This is a genomic window from Delftia sp. WSY_12, from assembly GCF_043104645.1.
GTDB lineage: Bacteria > Pseudomonadota > Gammaproteobacteria > Burkholderiales > Burkholderiaceae_C > Comamonas > Comamonas tsuruhatensis.
The window spans coordinates 68,150-80,978 of record NZ_JBICKW010000035.1 but is presented as its reverse complement, the minus strand read 5'-3'; the positions used below and the strand labels follow the sequence as shown (position 1 = coordinate 80,978).

16 protein-coding genes are annotated in these 12,829 nt (G+C 69.3%); 13 read left to right on the top strand and 3 right to left on the bottom strand.

Going from position 1 to position 12,829, the window contains the following annotated elements; all coding sequences use genetic code 11:
- Positions 1-30 precede the first annotated feature (30 nt).
- The 7 genes from ACF8LI_RS21625 to ACF8LI_RS21595 all read left to right on the top strand — a co-directional run bounded on the left by ACF8LI_RS21625 (position 31) and on the right by ACF8LI_RS21595 (position 6,757).
- Complete coding sequence (locus ACF8LI_RS21625; protein ID WP_016450710.1) at positions 31-1,224, top strand: phage tail sheath subtilisin-like domain-containing protein; 1,194 nt, start codon at positions 31-33, stop codon at positions 1,222-1,224.
- Positions 1,225-1,287: 63 nt separating this feature from the next.
- On the top strand, positions 1,288-1,797 hold the full coding sequence (locus ACF8LI_RS21620; RefSeq protein ID WP_012204508.1) for a phage major tail tube protein: 510 nt from the start codon (positions 1,288-1,290) through the stop codon (positions 1,795-1,797).
- 68 nt (positions 1,798-1,865) lie between these two features.
- Entirely contained in the window at positions 1,866-2,225 is a 360-nt protein-coding gene (locus ACF8LI_RS21615; protein ID WP_012204507.1) for a phage tail assembly protein, read from the top strand.
- A gap of 8 nt (positions 2,226-2,233) precedes the next feature.
- On the top strand, positions 2,234-2,350 hold the full coding sequence (locus ACF8LI_RS21610) for a GpE family phage tail protein (protein WP_012204506.1): 117 nt from the start codon (positions 2,234-2,236) through the stop codon (positions 2,348-2,350).
- Positions 2,351-2,463: 113 nt separating this feature from the next.
- Complete coding sequence (locus tag ACF8LI_RS21605) at positions 2,464-5,304, top strand: phage tail tape measure protein (RefSeq protein WP_392414053.1); 2,841 nt, start codon at positions 2,464-2,466, stop codon at positions 5,302-5,304.
- A gap of 11 nt (positions 5,305-5,315) precedes the next feature.
- Complete coding sequence (locus tag ACF8LI_RS21600; protein ID WP_012204504.1) at positions 5,316-5,756, top strand: phage tail protein; 441 nt, start codon at positions 5,316-5,318, stop codon at positions 5,754-5,756.
- The gene (locus tag ACF8LI_RS21595) at positions 5,756-6,757 is read left to right on the top strand and encodes a contractile injection system protein, VgrG/Pvc8 family (RefSeq protein WP_392414052.1); all 1,002 of its coding nucleotides are present in this window, start codon (positions 5,756-5,758) and stop codon (positions 6,755-6,757) included. Before ACF8LI_RS21600 ends, ACF8LI_RS21595 begins: the two co-directional genes overlap by 1 nt.
- 48 nt (positions 6,758-6,805) lie before the next feature.
- On the opposite strand, the gene ACF8LI_RS21590 is transcribed toward ACF8LI_RS21595, so the two are convergent.
- On the bottom strand, positions 6,806-7,138 hold the full coding sequence (locus ACF8LI_RS21590) for a helix-turn-helix domain-containing protein (protein WP_012204502.1): 333 nt from the start codon (positions 7,136-7,138) through the stop codon (positions 6,806-6,808).
- Positions 7,139-7,224: 86 nt separating this feature from the next.
- Here ACF8LI_RS21590 and ACF8LI_RS21585 point away from each other — a divergent pair, with 86 nt between their 5' ends.
- The 6 genes from ACF8LI_RS21585 (at position 7,225) to ACF8LI_RS21560 (ending at position 10,917) form a co-directional block, all read left to right on the top strand.
- Positions 7,225-7,446 (top strand): hypothetical protein, encoded by a 222-nt coding sequence (locus ACF8LI_RS21585; protein WP_224986487.1) that lies wholly within the window; start codon positions 7,225-7,227, stop codon positions 7,444-7,446.
- A gap of 61 nt (positions 7,447-7,507) precedes the next feature.
- Positions 7,508-7,831 carry an ogr/Delta-like zinc finger family protein gene (locus ACF8LI_RS21580; protein ID WP_099734180.1) on the top strand — a complete coding sequence of 108 codons (324 nt, stop codon included), beginning with the start codon at positions 7,508-7,510 and terminating at the stop codon, positions 7,829-7,831.
- A 151-nt stretch (positions 7,832-7,982) separates the two neighbouring features.
- Positions 7,983-8,399, top strand: a complete 417-nt coding sequence (locus ACF8LI_RS21575) for a hypothetical protein (protein WP_277849691.1) — start codon at positions 7,983-7,985, stop codon at positions 8,397-8,399.
- A gap of 4 nt (positions 8,400-8,403) precedes the next feature.
- Positions 8,404-10,389, top strand: coding sequence for a replication endonuclease (locus ACF8LI_RS21570; RefSeq protein ID WP_392414051.1), 1,986 nt, complete (start codon positions 8,404-8,406; stop codon positions 10,387-10,389).
- Between the two features lie 21 nt (positions 10,390-10,410).
- A complete protein-coding gene (locus ACF8LI_RS21565; RefSeq protein ID WP_016449585.1) occupies positions 10,411-10,668 on the top strand; it encodes a hypothetical protein in 258 nt (85 codons plus the stop codon).
- Between the two features lie 42 nt (positions 10,669-10,710).
- A complete protein-coding gene (locus tag ACF8LI_RS21560) occupies positions 10,711-10,917 on the top strand; it encodes an AlpA family transcriptional regulator (protein ID WP_012204496.1) in 207 nt (68 codons plus the stop codon).
- 26 nt (positions 10,918-10,943) lie between these two features.
- On the opposite strand, the gene ACF8LI_RS21555 is transcribed toward ACF8LI_RS21560, so the two are convergent.
- Together ACF8LI_RS21555 and ACF8LI_RS21550 are read right to left on the bottom strand one after the other, a co-directional pair.
- Positions 10,944-12,251, bottom strand: coding sequence for a type II toxin-antitoxin system HipA family toxin (locus ACF8LI_RS21555; protein WP_392414050.1), 1,308 nt, complete (start codon positions 12,249-12,251; stop codon positions 10,944-10,946).
- Entirely contained in the window at positions 12,251-12,718 is a 468-nt protein-coding gene (locus ACF8LI_RS21550) for a helix-turn-helix domain-containing protein (RefSeq protein ID WP_392414049.1), read from the bottom strand. The genes ACF8LI_RS21555 and ACF8LI_RS21550 overlap by 1 nt, the downstream gene beginning before the upstream one ends.
- Positions 12,719-12,829: the final 111 nt, after the last annotated feature.

The following is a 12,829-nucleotide window of genomic DNA, read 5'->3' as shown; positions in this document are numbered from 1 at the left end:
GCCCAACCACCCCCCAACCCGGAGAACACCATGGCGACAGCCCCGTTCCATCATGGCATTCGCGTCACGGAAGTGAGCGAAGGCATCAATTCCATCCGCATCGTGTCCACGGCCGTGATCGGCCTCGTGGCCACGGCCAGCGACGCCGATGCGGCCACTTTCCCGCTGAACCGTCCGGTGCTGGTCACCAAGGTCGATGCGGCCATCGGCAAGGCCGGCACCAAGGGCACGCTGGCCCAGGCGCTGAACGCCATCAAGGAGCAGTGCCGCCCGGTGCTGGTCGTCGTGCGCGTGGCCGATGGCGAAGGCGCCACCGAGGCCGAACGCCGCACCGACCAGGATGCAAAGGTCATCGGCACCACCGCCGGCAACCAGTACACGGGCCTGCAGGCGCTGCTGGCGGCCCAGGCACAGCTCGGCGTCAAGCCGCGCATTCTGGGCGCGCCGGGCCTGGACAGCCAGGCCGTGACCGACGCGCTGGCGTCCGTGGCCATCAAGCTGCGCGGCTTTGCGTATGCGGCGGCCATCGGCAACGATGTGGCCGAGGCTCAGGCCTACCGCGAGCACTTCGGCCAGCGCGAGCTGATGCTGCTGTGGCCCGGCTTCAAGGCGCTGGACCTGTCCACCGCCGCCGTGCAGGACGCCTCGCCCGTGGCCTACGCCCTGGGCCTGCGCGCGCGCATCGACCAGGAGCAGGGCTGGCACAAGACGCTGTCCAACGTGCCGCTGTCCGGCGTGCTGGGCATCTCGCGCGATGTGCACTGGGACCTGCAAAGCCCCGATACCGAGGCCGGCATCCTCAACCAGGCCGGCATCACCACGCTGATCCAGAGCCAGGGCCACCGCTTCTGGGGCTCGCGCACCTGCACGGACAGCGAGCTGTTCCGCTTCGAGTCCAGCGTGCGCACCGCGCAGGTGCTGGCCGACACCATGGCCGAGGCGCATTTCTGGGCCGTGGACAAGCCCATGCACCCCAGCCTGGTCAAGGACATCCTGGAAGGCATCAACACCAAGTTCCGCGAACTGAAGGCCCTGGGCTACATCCTGGACGGCAAGGCCTGGTACGACGAAACGGTCAACGAGACCGCCACGCTCAAGGCCGGCAAGCTGGTGCTGGACTACGACTACACGCCCGTGCCTCCGCTGGAGGACCTGGGTTTTCGCCAGCGCATCACCGACCGCTACTTCGCCGACTTCGCCCTGCGCGTGGGCACCGGCCAGTAAACGGCGGCCGCACCCGACACACCCAATACACCGAACACACCGGATACACAGGAGAAAAGCACCATGGGACTGCCCCGCTCTCTCAAGAATTTCGCCACCTTCGTGGATGGCAACTCGTACATCGGCGACATGCCCGAAGTGGGCTTGCCCAAGCTCACCCGCAAGATGGAGAAGTACCGCGCCGGCGGCATGAACGGCGAGGTCAGCCTGGACTTCGGCATGGAGGCCATCGAGGCCGACCTGACCGCTGCCGGCTACATGAAGGAATTGATCTCCACCTGGGGCACGCTGCGCCACGACGGCGTGCTGCTGCGCTTCGCCGGCGCCCTGCAGGGCGATGACAGCGAAGGCGTGGACTCGCTGGAAGTGGTCATGCGTGGCCGCTTCTCGGAGTTCGACCCCGGCAAGGCCAAGGCCGGCGACAAGACCGAGATCAAGTACAAGCTGGCCGTCAGCTACTACCGCCTGTCCATCAACGGCCAGGTGCTGATCGAGATCGATCCGGTCAACTTCGTCGAAGTCGTCAACGGCATCGACCGCCTGGCCCAGGTCCGCGCCGCGCTGGGCATCTGAGCCTGGCTCAACTGACCGGGCCGGCCGGCCCGGTCCTCCTCTTTTCTTCACCCGAACGCTGACACACCATGGACACCACCAAGCCCCAGGAAGACCTCCAGAACCAGGCTGCCGCCAATGCGGCCGCCCTCGCATCGGGCGATGCGCGCGAGATCACGCTCGACGTGCCGCTCAAGCGCCCCGGCGGCGACCTGGCCCGGGTGCTGGTGCGCCGCCCCAATGCCGGCGCGCTGCGCGGCCTGTCGCTGGTCGAGCTGCTGCACATGAACGTGACCGCGCTGCAGACCCTGCTGCCGCGCGTGACCGAGCCCATGCTGCACAAGGCCGAAGTGCTGCAGCTGGACCCCGCCGACCTGGTGACCCTGGGTACGGAGGTGGCCTCTTTTTTGGTGCCGAAGGCGCAGAGGGAGCAATTCCCGAGCGCGTAGAGGATGCCATGGCCGACCTGGCCATGGTCTTCCACTGGCGGCCGGCGGACATGGAGGACATGTCGCTGGCCGAACTCGGCCAATGGCATGAACGGGCGCGCGAGCGCTACGAAAGCCAGGACTGAGCCAGGACTGAGCACCACCTCCACTCCATCGCCCGCCTCTCGCCCCTCTCTTGCACGCCCCTTGCCCATGACCTCCACCCAACGCCAAAACCGCACCGGCCAGGGAGCCCTCCATGGCCGTTGACACCCTGCGCCTGGACGAGGTGCTCAAGCAGGCCGAGCGCGTGCACCAGCCCCTGGCGCTGCTGGGCAGAACCAGCAGCAACACGGCCCGGGAACTCAAGGAAACGGTCGACCAGTTGAAGAAGCTGCAGCAGCAGCAAACCCAGCTGGGCGACTACCGCGCGCTGCGCAGCGGCCTGGCAGACACCACGGCACGGCTGCGCGGAGCGCGCCAGCAGATGGCCCAGCTGCGGCTGGAATCGGGCGCGGGCGAGCAGCCCTCGCGCGCCATGCTGCGCGCGCTGCGTTCGGCCCAGGTCGAGGAAGAGCGCCTGGCGCTGCTGCGCGCCACGCAGCGATCGCGCCTGATGGACATGCGCGAAGGCCTGCGCGGCGCGGGCGTGGACACGGGCAACCTGTCGGCGCAAGAGCGCAAGCTGCACAACGACATCCGCGCCACCACGGCCCAGATGGAAAAGCAGCGCAAGGTGGTGGCACCGGCCGCCCAGCGGCTGGAGAGGATCGACGCCCTGCGCGAGCAGAGCAAGACCCTGGCCGATCGCGGCCAGGCGCTGCGCGAGACGGGCGGCAAGATGCTGGCGCCCGTGCGCGCCGTGAGCCAGGCCTTCATGACCGACGACCAGGCCGCCGCACAGCTGCGCGCCACCATGGCGGGCAGCAACGGCAAGCCGGGCGCCGATTACCAGCAGGTGCTGGACATGGCCAAGAGCCTGGGCACCGACATGCCCGGCAGCACGGCCGACTACATCGTGATGATGAACCAGCTGCAGCGCCAGGGCGTGTCCTCGCAGGATGTGCTGGGCGGCGTGGCCCGGCAGGCGGCCAACCTGGGCGCGGTGCTGAACATGCCCGCCAAGGAGGCTGGCGAGTTTGCGGCGCAGCTGCAGCAGGCCACCCGCGCAAGCGCGGGCGACATGGCCGCACTGGCCGACACGGTGCAGCGCACCTCCCACCTGGGACTGGACCCCTCAGGCATGGTCAAGGGCCTGGACACCATCGGCAAGGCCCTGCCGCAGCTGGGACAGCAGGGCGCAAGGTCGGGACAGATGTTCGCGCCGCTGCTGCTCATGCTCAACGACGCCAGCATCAGCGGCGAGGCCGCCGGCAAGGCCGTCGGCAACCTGGTCAAGAACTCCATGGACCCGGCCAAACTGGGCCAGGTCAACAAGATGCTCGCGAGCCAGGGCGTGTCGCTGGACTTCAAGGACGCCAGCGGCCAGTTCGGCGGCACCGAGCAGATGATGGCCCAGCTGCAAAAGCTGCAGAGCCTGGGCAGCGACAAGCTGCGCGCCGCTGCGCTGGACAAGCTGGCCGGCGGCGACGCGCAGACGCGCAAGGCCCTGGAGGCGCTGCTCCAGCAGGGCCCGGGCGGCTACCAGCAGATCGCCTCCCAGCTCAAGTCACAGGCGGATCTGGATGGGCGCGTGGCCATCATGAAGGACTCGGTCTCGGCCCAATACGAGTCCGTCAAGGACAGCTACAACGGCCTGTTGAGCGACATGGGCTCGACCATTGAGTCCGACCTCAAGGCCGTGCTGGGCACGCTGCGCGAGATGACCGAAGGCATGCGTGCCTGGGTCAAGGAGCATCCCCAGATCGTGCAGTGGACGCTGCGCATCGTGGCCGTGCTGGGCCTGCTGGTGGCAGGCGTCGGTTTGGTGAGCAGCGTGCTGTTCGGCCTGCTGGCGCCGCTGCTGCTCACGCGCACCGTGTTCGGCCTGCTGGGCGCGGCCATGGGCGCAGGCAGCAGTGCCTTGGGCGTGCTCAGGCGCGGCCTGGCGGCCGTGGTCCTGTCGCTGGGAATGATGGGCGGCGGCGGCAGTGCCATGGGCCTGTTGGCCGGCGGCATGCGCATGGCCAGCAACGCTGCGGGCGTGCTCCGGCGCGGCGTGGGCGCCGTGGTCCTGTCCCTGTCCATGATGAGCGGCGGTGGCGGAGCCATGGGTCTGCTGTCGGGAGGCTTGCGCATGGCCAGCAACGCTGCGGGCGTGCTCAGGCGCGGGCTGGGAGCCGTGGTCCTGTCGCTGGCCATGATGGGCCGCGGCGCTGCCATGGGCAGCATAGGCACCGCCCTGGCCGGCGCGGGCCGCGCTGCAGGCCGCATCTTCGGCGGCGGTGCAGGCGCAGCCAAAGGCGTGGCCGGCAAGGGCCGTGCGGGCGCCGTCATGGGCCTGCTGGGCGCCGGCCTGGGTGCCGTCGGCGGTGGCCTGGGCGGCAGTCTGGGTGGTGCAGCCGCATCGCTGATGGGCCTGGTGCGCATGACACCCATGGGCCGGCTCGCAGGCGGCCTGATGGGCGCGGGCGGCTCGATCATGCAGAACTGGGACGGCCTTTCCACCGCCTTCAAGGCCGGCGACTGGAAGGGCGTCGGCGGCACGCTGCTGGAGGCCGGCAAGGCCGGCCTCGATGGCGCCACGGGCGGGTTGTTCGGCGTGGTCTCTGACCTGGCCGGCAAGGGCATCAGCGGCCTGGCCTCGTCGGTGGGCTCATGGTTCAAGTCCGGCGATGCGTCGGCACCCGACCAGGGCCGCGCCGGCGCACTGCGCCAGGGTGTCGCTGCTGCAGCCACGGCGGCCACGCTGGCCACGGGCGCCATGCCGGCCCTGGCCGACACGGGCGCCGTGCGCATCGACAGCCGCCCGCCGCTGGCCAGCGCCGCTGCACCCGCGCCGGCACCGGCCCCGGTGGCCGGCGCCACCATCCATATCACCGTCAACGCTGCGCCCGGCCAGGATGCGCAGGCCATTGCCCGCGCCGTGGCCGCCGAGCTGGACCGCCGCGAAATGGCCAGGCGCTCCAGCGTGCTGTCGCAGCTGTCCGATATCGATTGAGGAGCATGAGCATGCTGATCACACTGGGCCAGTTTGCCTTCGGCATCGACACACTGGCATTCGACAAGCTGGTGCGCAGCAGCACCTGGCGCCACCCGAGCAACAGCCGCGTGGGCGCGCGCCCCGCCCGCCAGTCGCTGGGCCCAGGCGATGAAACGCTGGGCCTGACCGGCGTGCTCGCACCCGAGTTCCGGGGCACGGCCAAGTCGCTGGACGACCTGCGCGAAATGGCCGACCAGGGCAAGGCATGGGCCCTGGTGGGCGGCGAAAGCATCCTGGGCGCCTGGGTCATCGAGAGCCTGCAGCAGACCGGCACGCACTACACACCGGGCGGCAAGCCGCGCCGCATCGAGTTCGATCTCAAGCTGGCCCGCGTGGACGACCACCTGGCCGAAGGCGGCGGCGGCGTCGATCCCTGGCCCGATGACGACTTCTGGGAATGGTGGATCTGATGGCCACACAGGAATACCTGCACGCCAAGCCCCAGTACGAGATCGTCCTGGACGGGCGCAACATCACCAGCCAGGTGGACACGCGGCTGATGAACCTGACGCTGTCCGAATCGCGCGGCGAAGAAGCTGACAAGCTGGACATCACGCTGGACGACAGCGATGGGCGCCTGGCCCTGCCGGGCAAGGGATCCAAGATCGCGCTGAAGCTGGGCTGGGCCGGCCACGGCCTGGTCGACAAGGGCACCTACGAGGTGGACGAGGTGGAGCACCAGGGTGCGCCCGACAGAATCGTGGTGCATGCGCGCTCGGCCGAGCTCAAGCGCCAGCTGCGCACGCGCTCCGAGCACAGCTACCACAACAGCACGCTGGGCCAGATCGTGCGCAGCATTGCGCAGCGCAACGGCCTGCAGGTGCGCGTGGACGCGCAGTTCGAGAACCTGCGCGTGGACCACATCGACCAGACCCACGAAAGCGACCTGAACTTCTGCAGCCGCCTGGCGCGGCAGTACGACGCCGTGTGCACGGTCAAGAAGGGCAAGCTGGCCTTCATCGCCATCGACAGCAAGATCACCGCCGGCGGCCAGACCGTGGAGGCCGCCACGCTCACGCGCGCCGAGGGCGACAGCCACGCCTACCACACGGCCGCGCGCAACGACTACAGCGGCGTTCGCGCGTACTGGAACGACGCGGATCGCGCCGAAAAACGCAGTGCCACGCAGGGCGCCGAAGACAACGAAAAGCGCCTGAAGGACACCTACGGCAGCGAGGCCGAGGCGCAGGCCGCCGCCAAGGCCGAGATGGGCCGCATCAACCGCGCCAAGGCCACCATGGGCCTGAAGCTGGCGCTGGCGCGGCCCGACCTGATGCCGCAGACGCCGCTGAAGCTGCAGGGATTCAAGGCAGAGATCGATGACACGCCGTGGCTGGTCGTCAAGATCCAGCACGAGCTGGGCGACGGCGGCTTCACCTCCAAGCTGACGCTGGAGACACGCGCCAAGTGAGCGAGAGGGGCGGGTAGAGCGCGTCCTGGAGCGGCCGGCGCAGGCCGTTCAGCGCGCGGCCAGGGTCGCCACGGCCATGATGGCGGCGCGGCCCGAATCGTCGGCCCGGCCGTAGCAATCGAGCAGCTCGCGCTCGTCGGGCGCCAGGGTCTGGACCGATGCGTTCGCATGCTGGCCCGTGACCACATACAGGACATCCACGCCCAGGCCCGCCATCACGGCCAGGGCGGCCGCATTGGGCGATTGCTCGCCCTTCTCCCAGGTGGCCAGGGTGCCGCGCGAGACGTCGCAGGCGTCGGCCATGGCGAGCTGCGCCACGTCCAGACGCAGACGCTCCTGCCTCAGCCTTTCACCGATGTGATCGAAATTTCTTCTATTCATCAATTGACATGCTCGAAATTTCAAGCAATGATGCAGTCAGCGTGTAACCAAACCATCCAAACCATCCCAAATACTACATGACAGCCATGCACTCCCCCAGAGCCGTGCCCGGTATCCCTGCGGATCCGGTGCTTCATGACAGGCCCGTGCCACTGCGCATGACGGCATCCGAACGCGAACGCCACGCCCGCTATGCCAGCCGTGAAAGCCGCAGCGCCTCCAACTTCGCGCTGAAGCTGTACCGCATGGGCATGCAGCAGTACGAGCAGCAGATGCCGCCGCTGCCCCAGGCCGATCAGGCGCGATAGCCACCCGCGCCGACCTGTTCACCGCCTTGTCTTCGATCCCAACTGCCCCCAGGAGCCTGCCATGCGCATGATGTGCCCCCACTGCAACGAACACGCCTACACCCGCACCAGCCTGCAGCTGACCAGCACCAGCCGCGAGACCATCTTCCAATGCCGCAACTTCGAGTGCGGCCATGTGTTCTCGGCGGTCACCGAGATCAACCGCACCATCAGCCCCAGCGCCATTCCCAACCCCATGGTGATCCTGCCGATGAGCACGCACATCAAGCGCAAGCTGCTGCAGACCCAGCTGGACGCCATGCCGTCCTCGCAATACGAAGGCGCAGCGCACCGCGCAGCCCAGGCGGCCGAATCCGCCCAATCCCCCCAAGGCGCGCGCAGCTAGCGCGGCCGGGGCGCCTTCTCCTGACGGCGCCCCACCCGGCGCGCGGGCAGCCCGCCTGCACCGCCGCCACCCCACCCCCTTTCCCGCAACCTGCGGAGCCTGCATGAAGGCCCTGCGGGATGCGCTCACCCTGAAACGACCTGGACAGACCATGAAGCTCGGCGACCTGCGCCTTTCCGATCTGATGCGACTGCTGCAGGCAGACGATGCGCCCGCGCCCGAATACCGGCCCGAATACCGGCCCGTGGACCCGCCCGCACTGCCCGAGGCCTACCAGCGCCTGAGCGTCAGGGACTGCCGCATCCGCCTGCGCGAGCTGCAGCGCGAAGCCGCGCAGCGCGCCTCCAACGGCCGCTCGGGCAGCGCCGAAAGCCGCGAATGGGCGGGCCTGGCCAGCCACTACCGCATGGCCCTGGTGCTGCTGGCGGGCATAGACGGCGAGATCGAGGAGCTGGCCCTGCGCGACTGGCGCGAAATGCCGCCGCCCGAGCGCGACGCCATCCGCCGCCAGATCCGAGCGCTGCGCACCTGCCTGCTGCCGCTGCGCGCGCTGGCCCTGAGGACCTGAGCCCATGTCCGTCCTGCTCGCCGCCAAATCCACCGGCCGCAGGCTGCGCACCGCCAGCCTGCAGCAATGGGACCAGCACAAGCCCCGCCCCCACATGGTCCAGCGCGCCATGCAGGCGCTGGAAAAAGCCTTGCCCCCGCAGTGGCTGCAGCCCATGAAGCTGCTGGGCCTGGGCGACTGGCAAAAGGGCGCGCAACACGCCAACGGCCAGCCCGAATGGGCTGCCTGCCACGACGCGCTGGCCGCCATTGACGACTTTGCCAGCCGCCACGGCCGTGCGGCCGAGTGGAATCTGGACGACTACGAGATCTGCCAGATGGCCAGGCGCCTGAGCGACGAAGTCGGTGAGCTCGACGCCGGCGCCCAGGCCCAGAACATGGACCTGGCCGCACGCGTGGACCTGGTGCGGCTGATGCTGCGCATGCTGGGCCTGCAGGAAAGCACGCCGCTGGCCGGCGAGCCCGCCATCCGCCGCGCGCTGGACGCGGCCTGGTGGCGCCGCATGCTGCGCCGCCACGTCACGCGCACCGTGGAGGCCGGCGCCGTCAAGCTGGGCATCGTCAACCGCAGCGCCGGCGGCTATGCCAGCAACGCCACCGTGCGCCGGCGCACCGCGCAGATCGAACGCAACGCCCGCGCGCTGGAGCGCAGCCTATACCGAAACGAGGCCGGCCAGGTCTTCACCCTGGCCGAGCTGGCCGCGCTGTCGCCGGCCAACCCCGTGATCCGTGGCGGCGAGCTGATGACGCGCATCCGCGGCGCAGAGGAATATGCCGACGCGCGCAGCCACGTCGGCCTCTTTCTCACGCTGACGGCGCCCAGCCGCTTTCACGCCGTCACGCTGGGCAGCGGCGGCCGGCCGCGCCCCAATCCGCATTACGACGGCCACAGCACGCCGCGCGATGCCCAGCTGTGGCTGCGCACCATGTGGGCGCGCGTGCGATCGCACCTGGGCCGCCAGCGCATCGCCATGTACGGCATCCGCGTGGCCGAGCCGCACCATGACGCCACGCCGCACTGGCACGCCCTGGTCTGGGCCGAGTGCGAGGAGCACGCCCAGCACATCGAGGCCGCCATCCGCAAATGGTGGCTCAGCGAAGATGGCGACGAGCGTGGTGCCCAGCGCAACCGCGTCAACGTCAAGCGCATGACCGGCGGCGGCGCTGCCGGCTACGTTGCCAAGTACATCGCCAAGAGCGTGGGCCATGCGGCCCTGGCCGACCACCTGGACGTGGTGCAGGGCCGCCTGTGGGATGTGGAGCAGGGCGGCATGCCCGGCCACCGCCGCGTGGACGCCTGGGCTGCCTGCTGGGGCATTCGCCAGTTCCAGGCCGTGGGCATGCCCAGCGTCTGCGTCTGGCGCGAGCTGCGCCGTGTCAGCAAGGACCAGGTCGAACAGATCCGCATCGACGGCGACAAGGCCAGCTGGAAGGCCTGGGGCGCCAGCCACCGCCACGGGCCCGACATCCCCGCCGACTGGCGCCGCTACATGGAAGCCATGGGCGGCCACTGCCTGGCCCGCGACCGCTGGCACCTGCGCATGGCACGCCGCCCCGTGCCCGCCGGCGCCGTCAACCAATACGGCGAGGCCATCGCGCCCGGCTGCGGCCGCGTGGTGGGCCTGGAAACCCGGCGCGGCCAGTGGCTGGTCTCGCGCCGCATCGCCTGGCGCAGCGTGGCGCGCGCCACGCTGGAGTTCCAGGAAACCCAAGGTTCAGAAAGCGCCGAGGGTGCCGAGGTCGCCGACGTGGCCCCTCCCGCCCTGCCCGCCCGCGCGCCGCTGGCGCGCGCTTGGACTGGTTTCAATAACTGTACGGCCCGGCTCACGGGCCACACGCTGCGCGCCCTCATCGGCCGCGGCGGGCACCAGCGCGAGGACCGTGCCAACCCGGCCGGGCCCGATTCGGGTGCCGATCCAGTGTCCCATTCCGTGCTGCACCGCCCCGCATCCGGCGCCACGCCATCCACCCCCCCTTTCTTTACCAGCTGATCCACCCCTGGAGGACCCACCATGCACCACAACATCACCGCCCTGCGCAGCTACCGCGCCACCCTCATCCCCCACGGCGTGGACGCCGCGCAGCTGGATCAATTGGCCGACGCCCGCCTGCTGCCCGTGCTGCGCCTGAAGGCGGCCAGCGCCAGCCACGCCCAGGCCTGTGCCCTGCTGGCCAGCGGCCGGCCCGTTCTGCGAGTCGAGCGAGTCGAGCGAGTTGAACGTGTGGAGCGCAAGAAGGCAGGCAAGTCCATCACGCCGCGCCAGGCCTGATCAAGCACCCAAGCACCGGACACGACATCGGAGAACACCGCAATGACGCAACAGAACATGGAACTCTTTCACAGCGCCCCGCGCCTGGACACCCAGGGCATCGCCAACTACCTGGGCCTGAGCCGCGAGCACGTCACCGCGCGCCTGACCAAGCGCCCGGACTTTCCCAAGCCCTTCATCAACGCCAGCCGCCGCATCCGCTACTGGCGCATGGCCGACGTCAAGGCCTGGGCCGAGGGGCGCCGGTGAGCCGGCACCAGGCCATCGCCGTGCGCTCAGTGATCGCTGCCCGCAAGAAAACGGCGTGCCTGGTCGCGCGCCCCGTCGAAGATCTGCCGGGCCATAGGCTGCGGCACGCTGGCCGGCAGGCGCGGCTGCAGCCGGGCTATGGCACCGTCCAGCGCCTCGACCATCTCCACCATGCTTTCCCACAGGCCTGCGATGCGCGTGGTCTCGGCCAAGGCCTTCCAGTGGCGGCGCTGGATCTCGGCCAGGCGGTAGTGGCGGCTGCGCCCCGGCAGGGCCATGGCCATCCTGGCGCGCTGGCGGGCGATCTTGCCGTGGCCATGGCCGATGATGGGCCAGGCCGACAGCACGTCGTACAGCGGCGTCATCTCATAGCCGCCGCCCGGCTGCAGAAACACAGAGAAATTCTTGGCATGCCCGTCCGTGGCCGCCAGCAGCCAGAACGCCAGCTGGGCCATCACGAAGCGGGCGCAATCCTGGGCAGGCTCGCTGCCATGCTGCAACACCTGCAGGCACTGCAGCATGCCGGGCCCGCCGTGGGTCTCGTACTTGTTGGCGCTGGCAACGCCGCGCACCTGGCAGAAATCCTCCTGGGGCAGACGCGCAATCCAGCCCTGCGCCGTCCAGGCGCGGTCAAAGCGCTCCACGCACAGCACCTGCTGCCCGCCAAAGCTCTCGATGCTGCTGTCGGCCGCGGCAAAGCCCAGCTCGGCCAGCAGGCGGGCGCACAGCCACTCATTGGCCACTGACTCGCTCAGGTCGTAGTGCCAGTGCGGCACCACGCCGATGGCCGGCTTCAGGATATGCGTGGTCGGCGTCGCGCCCAGCGGGCGGCACCACTGGCCGCCATGGCGCAGCACCGCCGTCTTCTCCTGCGCACCGGCAATGGACAGCCGGAACTCCTGGTCCACCTCCAGCGCGCCAAACCCACCACCCAGGCTGGCCAGGTGCTCGGCAATCTGCGCCTCGCTCAGCGGCTCGAAGCGCACCTGGTCAAAACCGTCGGGCACGGCCCCCTCGGGCAGCAGCTGCACGGCACCCACGCAATCGCGGCCAATGGCTTCCAGCAGCGAAAACGCATCGATCCCGCGCAGCCCGAAGCGCTGGTGAATGCGCCGGCGAATGCCCTCGCCGTCCGGCAGCAGGTTGTCGAAATAGTGGGCCACCACCTCGCCCGCCACCGTCAGGTCGCGCGTGAAGGGCATGGACAGTGACAGCGGCCGCGCATGCGCGCTCTGCGGCCAGGCCGGGTCATAGGCGAACACATGGCGGCCCGTGCGCGTGACCTCCCAGGTGCCCACCCGCTCCCCATTCATCCAGACGCCCAGCGCCGCCATCACCAGGACCCTTTCGGCTTGCGGTCCTGCCAGTGCGGCGGCAGCGCCTGCGGCTTGAAGGCCACGGGGCGGTCGGCGGGCTTGCGGGGCACGTTGTCACCCGCGTACGGTTGTGGAGCGGGCTCGGCCACCTTCAACGCAGCAGGCACAGGCACAGGCACAGGCGCAGGCACAGGCACAGGCACAGGCACAGGCACAGGCACAGGCACAGGCACAGGCACAGGTGCAGACGCAGAAGAAGCCACCGCATCCGCCCTGGGCCGCATGAGCAGATCGACATCCAGCAGCTGCAGGATCTCCATCAGCTGGCGCACGCTGATGGCGGCCGGGTCACGCTCTATCGCCGCCACACGCGACTGGGACACGCCCAGCCGCTGTGCCAGTTGGGCCTGGCTCACGCCAGCGGCCTTGCGCAGCGACTTCAGGTGCAGCGCAAGCTGATCGGGCAGTTGCAACAGGTGGTCCATGGTGTTCTCCTGGCCAGGGCATTCAAAATATCATCTCAAGATGATGAATTGAAATTATCACTCCAGAATAATATTGTCAATATATCATATTGGAGTGATATTCCTGGCAGC